This window comes from Brevibacillus sp. Leaf182 (assembly GCF_001423865.2).
Classification (GTDB): Bacteria; Bacillota; Bacilli; order Brevibacillales; family Brevibacillaceae; genus Brevibacillus; species Brevibacillus brevis_C.
Window position 1 is genome coordinate 1 of record NZ_LMPN02000024.1, and the last position, 14,809, is coordinate 14,809.

At 47.3% G+C, this 14,809-nt stretch carries 16 protein-coding genes; 7 read left to right on the plus strand and 9 right to left on the minus strand.

The window, feature by feature from the left end; genetic code table 11:
• Positions 1–378: 378 nt before the first annotated feature.
• Complete coding sequence (locus ASG16_RS16305; protein ID WP_056489330.1) at positions 379–660, plus strand: hypothetical protein; 282 nt, start codon at positions 379–381, stop codon at positions 658–660.
• A gap of 64 nt (positions 661–724) precedes the next feature.
• Here ASG16_RS16305 and ASG16_RS16310 read toward each other — a convergent pair whose 3' ends face one another.
• From ASG16_RS16310 to ASG16_RS16320, 3 genes are read right to left on the minus strand one after another with little or no spacing between them, the layout of a single operon-like run.
• On the minus strand, positions 725–1,501 hold the full coding sequence (locus ASG16_RS16310) for a fumarylacetoacetate hydrolase family protein (protein ID WP_056489332.1): 777 nt from the start codon (positions 1,499–1,501) through the stop codon (positions 725–727).
• Between the two features lie 42 nt (positions 1,502–1,543).
• Entirely contained in the window at positions 1,544–2,743 is a 1,200-nt protein-coding gene (gene thiI, locus ASG16_RS16315; protein ID WP_056489334.1) for a tRNA uracil 4-sulfurtransferase ThiI, read from the minus strand.
• A 25-nt stretch (positions 2,744–2,768) separates the two neighbouring features.
• The gene (locus ASG16_RS16320; RefSeq protein WP_082195968.1) at positions 2,769–3,938 is read right to left on the minus strand and encodes a cysteine desulfurase family protein; all 1,170 of its coding nucleotides are present in this window, start codon (positions 3,936–3,938) and stop codon (positions 2,769–2,771) included.
• A gap of 276 nt (positions 3,939–4,214) precedes the next feature.
• Between ASG16_RS16320 and ASG16_RS30925 the strand changes: the two genes are divergently transcribed.
• Entirely contained in the window at positions 4,215–4,361 is a 147-nt protein-coding gene (locus ASG16_RS30925) for a hypothetical protein (protein WP_173630927.1), read from the plus strand.
• Positions 4,362–4,476: 115 nt separating this feature from the next.
• Here the strand turns inward: ASG16_RS30925 and dapF are convergent, their stop codons facing one another.
• A complete protein-coding gene (gene dapF / locus ASG16_RS16325) occupies positions 4,477–5,337 on the minus strand; it encodes a diaminopimelate epimerase (protein WP_056489336.1) in 861 nt (286 codons plus the stop codon).
• Positions 5,338–5,478: 141 nt separating this feature from the next.
• On the opposite strand from dapF, the gene ASG16_RS16330 reads away from it, so the two are divergent.
• Positions 5,479–6,009, plus strand: a complete 531-nt coding sequence (locus ASG16_RS16330; RefSeq protein WP_082517207.1) for an inosine/xanthosine triphosphatase — start codon at positions 5,479–5,481, stop codon at positions 6,007–6,009.
• Positions 6,010–6,073: 64 nt separating this feature from the next.
• Here the strand turns inward: ASG16_RS16330 and ASG16_RS16335 are convergent, their stop codons facing one another.
• Complete coding sequence (locus ASG16_RS16335; protein WP_056489338.1) at positions 6,074–6,655, minus strand: YnaG family membrane protein; 582 nt, start codon at positions 6,653–6,655, stop codon at positions 6,074–6,076.
• A 97-nt stretch (positions 6,656–6,752) separates the two neighbouring features.
• On the opposite strand from ASG16_RS16335, the gene ASG16_RS16340 reads away from it, so the two are divergent.
• The gene (locus ASG16_RS16340; RefSeq protein ID WP_056489340.1) at positions 6,753–7,343 is read left to right on the plus strand and encodes a 5' nucleotidase, NT5C type; all 591 of its coding nucleotides are present in this window, start codon (positions 6,753–6,755) and stop codon (positions 7,341–7,343) included.
• Positions 7,344–7,401: 58 nt separating this feature from the next.
• On the opposite strand, the gene ASG16_RS16345 is transcribed toward ASG16_RS16340, so the two are convergent.
• On the minus strand, positions 7,402–7,626 hold the full coding sequence (locus ASG16_RS16345) for a DUF1540 domain-containing protein (RefSeq protein ID WP_048033965.1): 225 nt from the start codon (positions 7,624–7,626) through the stop codon (positions 7,402–7,404).
• 52 nt (positions 7,627–7,678) lie between these two features.
• Between ASG16_RS16345 and ASG16_RS16350 the strand changes: the two genes are divergently transcribed.
• Positions 7,679–8,509, plus strand: a complete 831-nt coding sequence (locus tag ASG16_RS16350; protein ID WP_082517208.1) for an SDR family NAD(P)-dependent oxidoreductase — start codon at positions 7,679–7,681, stop codon at positions 8,507–8,509.
• On the opposite strand, the gene ASG16_RS16355 is transcribed toward ASG16_RS16350, so the two are convergent.
• Entirely contained in the window at positions 8,486–9,742 is a 1,257-nt protein-coding gene (locus ASG16_RS16355) for an MFS transporter (protein ID WP_056489342.1), read from the minus strand. The two genes, ASG16_RS16350 and ASG16_RS16355, sit on opposite strands and share 24 nt — an antisense overlap.
• A gap of 120 nt (positions 9,743–9,862) precedes the next feature.
• Entirely contained in the window at positions 9,863–11,086 is a 1,224-nt protein-coding gene (locus ASG16_RS16360) for an MFS transporter (RefSeq protein WP_082517209.1), read from the minus strand.
• Between the two features lie 164 nt (positions 11,087–11,250).
• Between ASG16_RS16360 and ASG16_RS16365 the strand changes: the two genes are divergently transcribed.
• Both ASG16_RS16365 and ASG16_RS16370 read left to right on the plus strand, forming a co-directional pair.
• Complete coding sequence (locus tag ASG16_RS16365; protein ID WP_056489344.1) at positions 11,251–11,985, plus strand: transcriptional regulator; 735 nt, start codon at positions 11,251–11,253, stop codon at positions 11,983–11,985.
• Entirely contained in the window at positions 11,957–13,276 is a 1,320-nt protein-coding gene (locus ASG16_RS16370; protein ID WP_056489346.1) for an MFS transporter, read from the plus strand. The genes ASG16_RS16365 and ASG16_RS16370 overlap by 29 nt, the downstream gene beginning before the upstream one ends.
• Before the next feature lie 68 nt (positions 13,277–13,344).
• On the opposite strand, the gene ASG16_RS16375 is transcribed toward ASG16_RS16370, so the two are convergent.
• A complete protein-coding gene (locus ASG16_RS16375) occupies positions 13,345–14,781 on the minus strand; it encodes a serine hydrolase domain-containing protein (RefSeq protein ID WP_056489348.1) in 1,437 nt (478 codons plus the stop codon).
• Positions 14,782–14,809: the final 28 nt, after the last annotated feature.

The window sequence follows — 14,809 nt, forward strand, 5'->3', positions numbered from 1 at the left end:
TAATGATAGACTCATTAACGCTTTCGCTGTTCAGTTTTCAAGGAACATTTTGTGTCATTCGCCCAAAGACGACTTTTCCATCTTATCATATCGCAACCGTTTTTGCAAGAGGTTTTTTAAACCGTTTTACCTCGTTCAGTAGCGACAAGATCTAATATAACAAAATCACCAAATATAAGTCAAGTGTTTCTTTCACTTTTTTATTCGTGATTTTTTATTTGTGTTGATTGTTTTAAGCAGAATTTAAATATAAATGAATTTAGTGACGGAGTCAACAGGAAAAACGAATAGCGATTCTCTTTTTATTTCACACTATAACCGCTAGGCGTTTAAGCTGCGTAACCGTGAAGTACCCAACAAATAAACGGCGGTGTTACTATGGATCCAAAACCAACCTATGAAGAATACGAAAACGACCATTACAGTGAATTATCTACTGTAGAGTCGCAGCGCAATGAAATCCTTCAAGAAGAATTCCCTGAGGGGCCATTTGGAGCTGCCACCAACGAAACTCGTTTAGGGAAAGCAACAGGCTGGGAGCCCGGACAACATTCCACCACCACTCGATTCACTTACGAAACACGGCAGATGCATCAAGACCTTCCTCGACAAGACCCATCCGCGCATCCCATTCATGATGATCCGAACAAAGAAGAATAAAAAAAGCCAAGCCCCCACTTCACACAAGCAGGGGGCTTGGTCGATCTTATCAAAGAATGTATGACTACTCCTCAGCCACTACATGCGTTGTTAAGGTTCCGATCCCTTCAATGGTTACCGAAATTTCATCACCTGGAACAACCTCACCTACGCCAGATGGAGTCCCGGTTAAAATAACATCGCCAGGGCGAAGCGTCATAACCGCAGATACAGCCTCAATCAGCTGCGGAATCGAAAAAATCAATTGGTCAGTGCGAGCATCCTGACGCACTTCCCCGTTTACTCGTGTCACGATACGCAAGTTATGATAATCCAGTTTGGCCGCAATAGCAGGTCCAAGTGGACAAAACGTATCAAAGCCTTTTGCCCGTGTCCATTGCCCATCGCTCATCTGCAAATCGCGCGCAGTCACATCAATCGCACAAGTGAATCCCAAAATATAATCGTCCGCATCCGAAGCCTTGATCTTCTTAGCCTCTTTCTTAATCACCACGGCGAGTTCGCCTTCATAATGAAGGTTCTGCGTCAGCTTTGGATAGACGATGGGCTCACCAGGTCCAATGACAGTTGTTGACGGCTTCAAAAACATCAACGGTTCTTTGGGCAGGTCAATCCCCATCTCAGCCGCATGGTCCCGGTAATTCAATCCGATGCATACGACCTTGCTTGGATCACTTGGCGCCTTCAAAGTAACCTCATCCAAAGGCAGCTCAAGGCCCGTCATGATCGGTTTTGCTGTATGGATTTTGTAAATGTCCCCTTCAATCACGCGTACTTTCTGATCCTCTTCCACCATCCAGCCATGCTTCACCTTACCATTGCGCTCATAACGGATTATCATGGTTCCTTCTCCCCCGTGTCGCGATTTTCTCTATACCTGAATTTAGAACAGGTCGGTTGTCGTTTCTTTTGGCTTCGTTGTAATCTCTTCGATTTCCGTTCTTGCTACCGCATCCTCTACTAACGCTTCTACATCCAGCGCTTCCTCAAATTTTGCTGCGAGGCGAGGCTTCGGCCGTGTCACAGGATTTTTCGGTGTAAACACTGTGCAGCAGTCTTCATACGGCAAAATAGACAACTCGTACGTATCGATTTGGCGAGAAATGTCCACAATGTCTACCTTGTCCATGGCGACGAGCGGTCGCAGGATTGGAATCGAAATCACCTTGTTGATCGTGTCCATGCTTTCCAAGGTTTGCGACGCGACTTGACCGAGGCTTTCCCCTGTTGCGAGTGCCTTGGCATTGGTATTTTCCGCAACACGCTCCGAAATGCGCATCATGAAGCGACGCATGATGGTGATCAAATAGTCTTCTGGACATTTTTCACGAATAGCGGTCTGAATTTCTGTAAACGGTACGACGTGGAGACGGACAGTTCCTCCCCATTTCGTCAGCTTATGAGCCAAGTCACGTACTTTTTGCAAAGCGCGCTCGCTCGTAAACGGATAGCTGTGGAAATGGATCGCTTCAAGCGTCACACCACGCTTTAACATCATCCAACCAGCTACAGGACTGTCGATACCCCCAGATAGAAGCAGCAGTACCTTTCCGCTCACCCCAACTGGCAAGCCACCTAGTCCCTGGATGGTTTCACAGCTAATGTAAGTACCCTCTGTGCGAATTTCTATATTCACGATGGTATCTGGCTCGTGCAAGTCTACGCTGATAGCTGGCAGAGCACGTAGGATGTGCGTTGCCACCATTCGGTTAACTTCCATAGAAGGAATCGGATAGCGTTTATCCGCGCGACGGGAAACCACCCGGAACGTACGTGGCTGTGGATTCAATTGACGAACCAACTCCAGCGCTTTTTCCTTGATCGTTTCAATATCAGGATCTACCTGGATCGTCGGACTAAAGGAAGAAATACCAAAAACGCGCTTCAAACGCTCCATAACCGCATAAGCGTCCTCGCCGTGCAGTTCCACATACATCCGACCGTAATTGCGTCGAACTTTTACTTTAAAAAACGAGCGCAATACGTTTCTCACACTTTTTACAAGTGCCTCTTCGAATTGATCGCGGTTTTTCCCTTTAAGCGCCAACTCACCATAACGAATTAAAATAACATCGTAGTTCATGTTTATCTCCTTTTAGTTGTCCACACTATTTTCTATGAGCGGGGGCAGGTTGTTGTTTGATATAAGTACGAAGCACACTGACGCATTCCTCTAACGCCTTCACAAACTGCTGAATGTCCTCCGCTGTATTTTCCCGGCCCAGACTGACCCGCAGAGACGATAACGCGCAATCCCGCTCGATACCGATCGCAGTCAGAACTCTGCTCGGCTCATTGACTTTGGATGAGCATGCGGACTTGGTGGATATCAGAAAGCCTTTTTCCTCCAAAGCATGCAACAGGACTTCCGCTTTTACTCCTGGTACTGACAAGTTCATAATATGGGGAGCCGTATTTGCTTCCGGGGTATTCACTATACAGCCTTCAATCGTTGCAATCCCTTCACGAAGCTGTTGATTCAAGGTTTGCAGCCTGATCATCTCGACGCTACCCAGTTCTTCTAGAATCCGGATTGCTTTTGCCATACCAGCGATGGCTGGGAGGTTTTCCGTTCCTGAGCGAACACCGGCTTCTTGACCGCCACCCATCATCAATGGGTGAATGATCAAGCCTTCCCGTTTATACAAAATGCCGACTCCTCTAGGGCCGTAAAACTTGTGAGCAGAGACGCTCAACAGATCGATCCCAGAATCCTTGATGCGCAAAGGAACTTTCCCAATTCCTTGGACAGCATCGACATGAAACAAGACTTTCGGGAATTGCTTCAACCATTGTCCGATTTCCAAGATCGGCTGAATGGTTCCCAGCTCGTTGTTCACATGCATGACCGAAACGAGAATCGTATCCGGACGCATTGCTTTCTGGACTGCTTCTACCGATACGCGGCCTTCACGATCGACAGGCAGATACGTCACAGTAAACCCAAGGCCTTCCAACTGTTTGCAAACATCGTAAACAGCCGGATGCTCTACCTGCGTCGTAATAATATGTTTCCCTCTGTTTTGATATTGAAAGGCTATACCCTTGATCGCCGTATTATTGCTTTCCGTGCCACCTGAAGTAAAAATAACTTCACTTTCTTTACAGCCCAAATACTGAGCGGCAACCTTTCGCGCCTGCTTCAGTACATTTTCCGCCTCTACACCTTTTTGATGCAAAGAAGACGGGTTTCCATAGTAGCTTTCCATCGCGCGTCTAACGGTTTCAATCACTTGAGGATGAGGCCGGGTAGTCGCACTGTTGTCCAAGTAAATCACCAGTACACACCTTCCTAAGGGCAAGATGCCCGAATACTACGCTTCATCATAACATGACTTTTCGTAAAGAACATACAAAGTATTACACTTCTCGACCTTATTTTTCCCCGAGTGCGTTGCTCTCAAAAGACCAAATCAGACAATCTGAACAACCGTTCACAGAGTATTCACGGATAAAGCGCTTACATCCAGATATAGGCTATTTACATTGTTTTAGCCTTTCGTTAGAATAGTCAATAAATTTAGATAAAAAACAACAACAAGGAGAGAACCACCATGACAGCACAAGCTATGCAAGAAGAAATCAAGAAGATGGAAGCAGAATTGAAAAGACTGCAAGCGGAACTGGCGAAGATGAGCAAAAATACCCCTCAGTATGATCGCACAGATGTCGCATACCTAAATGAGGTGTACAACGCGTGACACTTATTCGAATTCGATAGCGTGGTGACGGCATGATGGATTCGCCGTGACCACGCTATTTTTTGTAAAAAAATACCGCTCCTGTCGATCTCGACGGAACGGTTTTGGGTAACTATTATTTAAATGGGATCTCCCCCAAATACTTACCAGAAAAAACTTCAGTAGCTGGCCCCGTCATATAGACGCGGTTATCCGCTTCCTTCCATTCAATAAAGAGATCGCCTCCTGCCAGGTGAACAGTGACTTTTCTACCGGTCTTTCCACTTAAGTGGGAAGCTACTGCAGCAGCGCAAGCACCTGTCCCACAGGCAAGCGTGACACCTGATCCCCTCTCCCATACACGGAAAAGAATTTCCTCTTGATTCAATATTTGGATAAATTCGACATTTGTTCGTTCAGGAAACCATTCATGATACTCGATCATTGGTCCGTAGTGACGAACATCTTCTTCCTTCACTTCATCCACGAAAAGGATAGCATGAGGATTGCCCATCGAAACAGCAGTCATCGTAAACGCAGTTCCACCAACTTCGATTCCCTCTTCTCGCACTTGCTCTTCAGGAATGCCTGTCATCGGAATTGCTGCTCGCTCAAAACGAGGCTCTCCCATATCTATCGTTATTTGATCGACCTTACCGTCTGTTCCAAGCGATACGACAGGAGTAACGTTCCCTCCCAACGTCTCCACGGTAAACGTTGTTTGCTGAGTCAAACCGTGATCGTATACGTACTTACTCACACAACGCAATCCGTTTCCGCAATTTTTTGCTTCGCTGCCATCATTGTTAAATACCCGCATGCGAAAGTCTGCTCGCTCAGATGGCATAATGAGGATCAGTCCATCGCCCCCAATGCCAAAATTCCGATCGCTCACCCTTCTTGCCAATTCGGGTAAATCTACACCCGACAAGTCTTCCTCAAAACAGTTGACGTAAACGTAATCATTACCCAAGCCATGCAGCTTTGTAAATTTCATCGTCCACTCCTCTTTCTCTTTCGTATGCTAGGTCTGACTCTTTTCTATGCATTATCTTATCACAACCTGGAGAATCGCGGTCGAATCAAAAGGTGGTATACTACCACTAGCATCGATGATGGAAAGAGGTGGAACAAACCGTTGGATTATCATATTTTCCGCTATGCACTCGGAACGAAAAATGAAGCAAAACGTCTCGCTGTACAAAAAGCAACCGGAACGGAACCTTTCTGCATATCTGTCCCCTCGGGCGTAGCGGCTCAGCCGATGAGTGAAGAAGAGACGATAACAGGAGCGATCAATCGAGCAAAAGCTGCACGTAGTCAAACCCCAGAAGCAGACATTGGGCTAGGCTTGGAAGGCGGACTGATGTACGATGAGCAGTTTACAAAGCAGTGGTATTTGATTTCCATCTGCGCAGCCTGGAATGGAAGTGAGCTATTTATTGGAAAGGGGTTGGCGTTTCCCATCCCGAATCAAGCCGTTCACCGAATCCAGCAGGAGCAAATTGAGCTCAGTACCATCATAGATGAATGGGGGGAAACCGTCGGCAGTAATCATCGCGGCGGCGCCTACTCCCTCTTAACGGATAATCGTGTTCGTCGTTCCGATGTGTTTTGTGACGCCGTTATCGCAGCGATTACGCCTTTCGCCTCCTCCTTGTACAAATAGCAGTGGTGAAAACATAAAAACCTCTCCGGCTAAACGAACCGGAGAGGTTTTGTGGTTTGATGCTTTAGCGAGCCGTATAGTACGGGTAGATGACTAATGCGCCCAAAATGGCAATAGCACCTACGATCATCGCCCAGGCACCCAGTGTCTTCGAGTTGCGTCGATACGCCAGGTAGCCGAGCACCATACCAATTGGTGCCACCAAGTACGGCATGAGAAACAGGGACAGGATCGATAAGCCCAAGCCAGTCATCCCAATACCGGTGGCCCCGTTTTCCCGGCTGTCCTCGTCTGTGTCGATCTCACTGGCAGCACGACTTGTCGGAAACGGCTCGGCGATTTCCGCCGCTGCCTCAATGTCGTCATCTCTGACTTTGGCGACCGGAGAACGATCCTCTTTTGTCAGGACAACGCCATCCAAACGCTCCGAAAAGTCGTTTCGCTCCTCATCCAGTTCGCCTGTATAGCGCTCTGTCAAGGAATGGGGGTCATAGTGAATCCTGCGCCTCGACCGCTCTTCCTCTTCGTCAAAGACGGCCTGTGTCCAAGTATTCGCTGTAAACTCCCTGTCGTGCTGATCAACTGTCTCGGAAAAACCGGTATCTTCCTTCCGCTTCGCATCATTACGTTCACGTCGATCCAACATAGCATGCTCAGCCCCTTTTTTGGTAAAGGATTAATTAAGTGAAGGAAGTAGCCTTATTGTCTGCCTACGTTGTACAATTTAAACGGGAGGCGAGAGAATGAAACCAGACAAAATCCTAACCATTGGCATTGATATTGACGGTACAGTCACATCACCTAGCAGTATTGTTCCGTTGATGAATGAAAGCTTTGGAAGAGATTTACGATATGAAGATTGTGTGGAGTACAATTTAGCCAACGTGTATCAAATCACGGACGCAGAGTTTGAAATGTGGCTGGATCAAAACGGGGAGCGCCTTTATGATGGTGCGCCTGTTCACGGAATTGCCGATCAGGTTTTGCGCGATTGGTTTACCTCCCACAAGCTGGTATATATAAGTGCTCGTGAGGATCGTCACCGCGATGTGACCTTGCAATGGTTTGCTCGCTACAATATCCCTCATCATGAAGTGGATTTGATTGGGAGCCACGACAAGCTGTCAGCTGCTCGCAAATGGGGCGTGGACCTTTTTTTGGAGGATCGTTTGGAGAACGCTTTGCAATTGTCAGAAGCGCTGCAAATTCCTGTGTTCTTGTTTGACACTCCGTATAATCAAGCTTCCCTTCCCCCACTTGTTCATCGAGTCACTTCTTGGGAAGAGGTTGCCCAAAAAGTCAACGAGCTTTTTCCGGCCACGACAAGCGTATAGGTCAAATAGCAAAAAGACGTATCACCATTGAGGGATACGTCCTTTTTGCGCCGAAGCGTTATTTCTTTTCGGAGGTCTTCGGCTTGAACGTCAGACAACAGGTCTCAGAAGATGTCTTCGCCTGATCCTGATGCTGCGTGTTTTGACCGTACTCGCCTGCGAATTCTTCTTTCAGGTTTACGGTAGCGTGTGCGTCAATCTCTACCATGATCTCTTCGGCGCTGCAAAGGTTGCCCTGCGCCCAGTACTCACAGTTTGCTACAGAACATTTTACTGCTGGCATGTGCATTCACCCCCTAGAGGCTAGCCTTCACAACAACTCGGGGGCTTATACTTTGCCATTCCCAGTGGAAATCAATACTCTACATAAGAAAGAAGTGGATGACATGTCGACTCCCCGTATTGTCGTCATCACCGGGGCTTCTGGTGGCCTTGGTCTAGCTTTGACACGACTTCATTTGGAAAAAGGAGATTGTGTCATTGCCACGAGTCGCAAAGCCATCAATGAGGAACTCGTTTTGTTACAAAACGCTTATCCGAATCATCTCCATTATTACCCGGTAGACGTCAGCAGCAACGAAGACATTCGGCAGTTCGCTGCATGGGTACATATCCGTTTTGAACGTTGCGATTTTCTTTACAACAATGCCGGGATGGCCGTCTTTGAACCGCTGATTGAAATGCGCGTAGAGGAGCTGGAAGAAACACTGCGAACAAATATTTCCGGCGTTCTCTACACGACCCGTGCCTTTTTGCCGATGATGCTTCAACAAAAGCAAGGTCATATTATCACGGTTGCCTCACTTGCCGGTCAGGTCGCAACAGCGAAAGCTGCTGTATATGCAGCCAGCAAAGCAGCCGTCATCCGTTTTAGTGAAGGGTTGCGCCACGAACTGCAAGGCACTGGAATTGCTGTGACGTGTGCAATGCCTGGGCCGATCGACACACCCTTTTTGGATAAGGCAGACAAAACGGGTAGCTATCGCAGCAAAGTGAGTCGGTATTTGTTGACACCGGAACAAACGGCAAAGGCTATTTATCGAGCGGCGGAAGCAAAGCGTCCAGAGGTTGCCATGCCATTTCGTTTGCATGCGTTCTCCCGCATTTACTTCCTATTGCCTCAGTGGCTAAAACACCTCATCTCACCTCTCCTCAATCGGAAGTGATGAGGAATCCTCCAAGTTTTTCAATGCCCCGAATGCAAGGAGACCGAAAATGATACATACGGCTGCTCCGGCTCCAATGATCCCTTGAACGCCCAATAAGGGTATGAGGAAGCCAGAGACAGCCGCTCCCGCGGGCATCCCTGTCCCCGTAATCGTGCGAACACTGGTCAATACCCGCCCCAAGAGAGCATCGGGCACCTGCTTTTGCAGATAGCTTCTGTACATGATGTTATAAGGAGCGAAGCAAAAGCCTGCCACAACCATCGAAGCCATCGCGATCTCCAACCTCGAGAATAATGCGATCGGCAATGTGGTCAATCCCCACGCCACGATAATTCCCGCAAGCGTCGAACCCAATGGAAGTTTCCACGTAACCGTCGAGAAAAAGAGAGAGCCCAGTAATGCCCCGACTGCCAATGAAGACCACAGCATCCCTAATGCAACAGATCCTCCTGCCAAATCCTGATTCGCATACAGGGGTAGTGCAATTTCAATGGGGCCGTACGACATGTTAAACAAAAACGTGAAGAAAACCAAAATAATCAATTGCTTTCGTCCAAATATGTAGCGATACCCTGTCCGCATGTCACTCAAGAGAGAACGAAAGAACGCTCCCATTTGGCCTTTTGCAATCGTTGTAGGATTCGCACTTTTCGTAAGCTCTCGCGGCAGCCGGGAGAAGCAAAAAGCACATACAAAAAAGCTGGCCGCATCGATCAACAGAACATAAGCTTCCCCAATCAATCCGATTAAAACACCCGCGAGTGCTGGTCCAAACATATAAACAATTTGCCATTGCGTTTCCATCACGCCATTCGCTTTGACCAATTGATTTTTGTCCGAAACGATTCTCGGCAACAAAGTCTGCGCCCCGGCTGTGCTCAACGGAGAAAGAATTCCTGCAATCACAATCAGCACGTATATCACAAATAGCGGGACTTGATCGATCTGCAATAATACGACCAACGCTATAAAAATGAGTCCTCTCGCCACATTGTCCATCATGATGAGCTTGCGTCGATCAAACCGATCCAGCAAAACTCCCGCTACCAAACCAGCAAAAACAGCAGGGAGCATATACGCAAGAACGACCCCACCCATCGCAGCAGGTGAGCCTGTTTTATTCATGACAAACCACGTCAAGCCCATCCAGCCAAACTGATCCCCCAGACTAGACAAGAACATCCCCAGCCAATACCAGCGAAATGATCGCTGCCGCCATAATTCCTTCATGCTGCATCTTCCTTTTTCTCTTTTTTCCATTCATTGTATAATTCGATTCATACTTTTTCAACAATTATATTTATTATATCTAAAAGTTTCATTTTATATAAAAAAAGAACCTCTGCTCCATTAAGCAGAGGAATCTATCCTGACGTCTGCGATCCTTTGCAACTTGCGACGACTCCAAAGCCACAGGAGTCCTGCTGCAACCCCAAAGAAACCAAGCCACACGGAGACAGCAGCACTCCCGACTTGCTCCGCACTGAAACCGAGAATCAAGCAGCTCGCAGAAAAGCTTCCCATGGTCGCCATTTCCCGAATGGAAAAAACGCGAGCCAAATAAGCAGGATCAGACAGTCGCTGAAGCTTCGTCACAGACAATATCGATGAGCTAAACTGAGCCGTTGATGCAAAGAGGATAGCGATTGCCAGTCCAAGTAGTGGTTTCGTATGAAACACGGCGATAATCGAGCATCCCATCGCTACGAGTGCCCATCCTTGGACACGCCACGTTGCTTTATCACTCAGGTTATCAGACAGCTTGTTCACGGCAATTCCAGCGACCACACCTCCGAGGCCCAGCGGAATGTCCAAGAGTCCGAATACATACAAGCCCTCTCCCCGCTCCGTAAGAACATAGTACATCAGCATAATGTAATAGGCGCCACATACCCGTTCCGCCATCTGATAGCCGATCACACTGCCAATTTCCCGATGTTTGCCGATATAGCGGAAGCCCTCTTTTAGCCTTTCCATAAAAGGTACAGCCGCTTTCGATGCAACAGCGTTGGCGATATGAGGGAGCGGAAGCAAGATGAACAGCGACAACAAATAACAAGCGGCATCAAGCAAAAAGTTGTAACGGTAAGAGAACAAGTAAACCAGAACTGCTGCCACACCCTGACAAACAATAATGAGAAACGAAGTCGTCCCCTGCAAAAGGGAATTGGCAGCCAGTCTATCCTTTTCCTCCACGGATTGTACGATCGCGACTTGCATGGCTGGTTGGAAAAAAGCACTGCAAATATTGACCAGAATCAATAACAAAAAAGCCACCCATAAGTAGGTCGCAGATGTGATGAAGAAAAACAAACTGACGAGAATGCCGCGAAGCAGATTGACGACAATCATGACCCGCCGTTTATCCCAATTCTCCACAAGCGTCCCTGCGAAAAAGCTGGCAAATACATAGGGGATCATGCGAAACACAGTCCCTGCCGCAAAAGAAAGACCCGATCCACTTAAATCATGTAAAAGTCCAACGACCGCAATAAATGTAAATTCATTTCCGATGATGTGTACAATGTGGGCCGTATACAAACGGCGAAAGACGGGATGTTGCAGGATCGCCACAGGAATGCACCCTCTCACCGTTTTCAATATTGTAGCATTTGTCGAAAAATAAGCGCAAATCAATCTTGCGAAACAGATCTTTTTGTTGTTACAATACGTTCAAATAAAACTGAACGTCTAAAAATAAGAAAACATTCACGTTCAGCGAAACGAGGTTGATCGACTTGAAACGATACGTAGTTGTAGAAACTTTGGATCAATTAAAAGCTGTCAGCGATTCCTTGCGCCTACAGATCATCACGATGCTGGTCAAGGAGGAATACACAGGCAAGCAGCTCGCGACCCTTCTCTCCCTTTCTCCCTCTAAAGTGCATTATCACCTGAAGGAATTGGAAAGCCACGGCTTCGTTGAGGTCGTGCGTACGGAAGAAAAGAACGGGATCGTGCAAAAATTTTATCGGGCTGTTGCTTACGATTTCAAGGTTAGTGAAGATTTGCTGCCCTCCCTGCGCGAAGACAGTATCCTGTTGCAGGAAACGATGCTAAATCACCTGCGCTCTAGCATGAATCGCCTCTATAACGCACCAGACGAGTCATTCATGCTCTTTTCGGATCAAGAGGATCGCCCTCCTGCCATTGCAGTTAACTCTGAAGTGAAAGCACCTCGGAAAGAAATAGTTGCTTGGCTCAATAAATATAAGGCTTTGCTTGATGAGCTATCCGAAATGGAAGATCGCTACTTAGAGAGGATTGCTGCTGGAGAAGCGGAGGATACGGTTGAAAACTTTTACATGGTCACTGTCGGGTTCATGACGAATGAACGTTTCTACGTCGCAGAAGACGATTCCTTGCCAGATAACTATGAGCACCAACAGTCTGAATCCAAGCATTTCACCGGTAAAATTGTGGTGAAGAAAAAGAAGGAGGAAAATGGAGATGAGCACGCTGGCGACAAATAATTCCCTTTGGAAAAACGGCTCGTTTGTCCGCTTATGGTGCGGCACTTTATTTTCGGCAATGGCTGACGGAGCTTTCTTCATCCTGCTCAACTGGTATATCGTGAATGCCATGGGCTCAGGAGCAATCCTCGGCACGACTTTGATTTGTCTGTCCATCCCCCGTCTCCTCTTTATGCTGGCAGGCGGGGTGGCTGCTGATCGCTTCAATCGAAAATGGATTATGTTTTCCTCCCTATTGGTTAGGGGAATTATTTTAGCCTGCTTCAGTTTGCTTATGCTTCAAGGAAATGGCACCTGGTTCCCAGTGAGTTTGTACGTCATGGCAGCTTTATTCGGAACAGTCGATGCATTTTTTTGGCCAGCACGCAGCTCGATTCTGCCCTCTCTTGTCTCTCGAGAACAACTTGCGCCAGCTAACAGCTTAATGGAACTATGCCATCAGATTAGCTTGGTTGCCGGACCGATAATTACGGCCTTATTCATTGGAACCGTTAGTTACCCGATCATGTTTATGATCTTGGCATGCACCTTCTTCATAGGAACACTCTTTGTACTCTCTCTCCATTCACACTCAAACACCAAAGACACGACTTCAGAGTCTACAACAGATTCAATGGCACGCTCATATTTCAAGGATATCGTGGGAGGAATTCGTTTTACGTATTCAATCCCGATCCTTGCGATTATTTTAACAACATCCCTATTCACCAACATGATGTTCTCCGGCCCAGTTAACATGATCATTCCTATTCATGTAAATGACCTCGGATGGGACGGGGGTGCTTTTAGCTCACTTATTACCTCACTTGGAGTCGGCATGATTGTCGGCGGTATGTTGACTGGATTGTTTAAAGGATTCCGTGGAAAATTTATGTTACTCCCTGTCATTCTCGGATGTATGGGAGTTGGAATCAGCTTGTATTATTTCATTGAGGAGCTTTCCTTTGGACTTGTCTCTCATTTTCTCATCGGAATGGCACTCAGTATGACGAATATTCCGTTTATTACCTACATTCAAAGTATCGTCCCTGCCAACATGCTCGGTCGTGTCATGTCATTGCTTTCCTTGATGTCCGTTGGTTTCGGGCCAGTCAGCTATGCACTGTGCTCCTTTCTTCTCGCCAAAAACATCGCAACACCGGGGCTTCTATTATTCTTTGGCGGTATCATATTTGCAAGTGTCAGCCTCAGCCTGTTCTTTTTCCACTCGTTCCGGCAAATGGAGCAGCATCCGAACTGGAAGAAACCCTCAATGGAGGAGGAGCGGCTTCCTGCTACCCTTTCTTCTTAGTTTCTCTTATAAATAGAAAGAACGCGTACCACGCAAGCATGAGCTCTTGCAGGTACGCGTTTTGCTTTTTATACGGTTTGTTCTTTTTCGGCAAGGACCTTTATCAGTTGACGAGCCCCGAAGCCCATCCGCGTAACTACTCCTGCCTCATCGCGGACGAAGCGGATAAACATATCCGTTTCTCCCCGCTTCATGACGAAGCTGTCTTCTCCCACTGAACGAAGCGGAATATTCGTTCCATTACTCTTCGCTACCAGCTCGTTCTCTTCGATTTCTACCGATACAGTAGCCCCTTCGGACGAGCGGTACTCCCCTGTAAATGTAGCGAGTGCATCTACAGAAAGTTCATAATCCGGATATTGGAACGGCACTGTATTCGCAGAGCGCCCATTGGTTGCATTTAAAATGCCATGCATCAAATCTGCCATTGGCCCGCCATCCGTGTTCATCAGTACGGCTCCTGTCAGGCCTCGCTCCGGTAAAACAAAAATTTGTGCCGCAACTCCCTTGACCGCTCCACCGTGCTCGACGAGTGTTCCATCATGGCAATTGGCTACAAACAATCCGTAGCCGTATGCTTGAAACGGCGAAATCGAGAAATGAGGCGTCATCATAGCCTGCACACTCTCCGGTGAGAGCAAGCGATTCTCGCCCACCATTCCACCCGTTCTGAATATTTCCGTGTAACGCAATAGATCGTGAATCGTCGATTTCAGAAAACCAGCTGCACGCATCGATGGTGAATCCCACCATGAAGGGGAACGGTATACCTCACCGCCATCCTTTGGGCTTTTTCGGGTGAATAGCGTAGCTACCTCTGCTTCCTCTGGCAAATCCTCGACGAGAAAAGCACTGTTTTTCATCCCGGCAGGCACCAAAATATGATCCTGCACAAACTGCTCGTAAGATATCCCGCTCACTCGTTCAATAATCAGACCGAGCATGGCATAACTGTCGTTGGAGTAGCTAAACTCCGTTCCAGGCGCACCTAGAAACTCATAGTTCAGCTTGCCAATGTAGGCCATAAATTCTTCTTTTGTATTGATCTCTTCTGCTTTCTCAAGATCAAACTCAAGACCGGAGCTAAAGGACTTTATGTCCTCTCCCTCCACTATACTTCTTTTCATTGCACCCACTAATGTATCCAAAGGGGGAAAGCCGGCGGTATGTGTCATCAGATGATGGATGGTCATCTCGCGAGCATAAGCTTCATTAGGTGTGCGTAGCTCTGGGAGATACTTGATGACCGGATCATGAACGGATAGCTTTCCTGCGTCCTGAAGCTGCATAATAGCCACACATGTAAAGGACTTGGTCACGGAACCGATGCCAAACACCGTATCAGGAGTTAATGCTTTTGCATCCTCTGTGTTGTCTGCCAAACCGAAGCCATGGAAATACCTCAGATCTCCTTGCTCTGCCAATCCGACTGCTGTTCCTGTTACTTTTGCCTCTGCAAGCAGCTTTTGTGCGTATTCCTCAAACGACTGTACCCAATCCGCCATGTTCCTTCTCCCCTTTTCATGTAAGCTT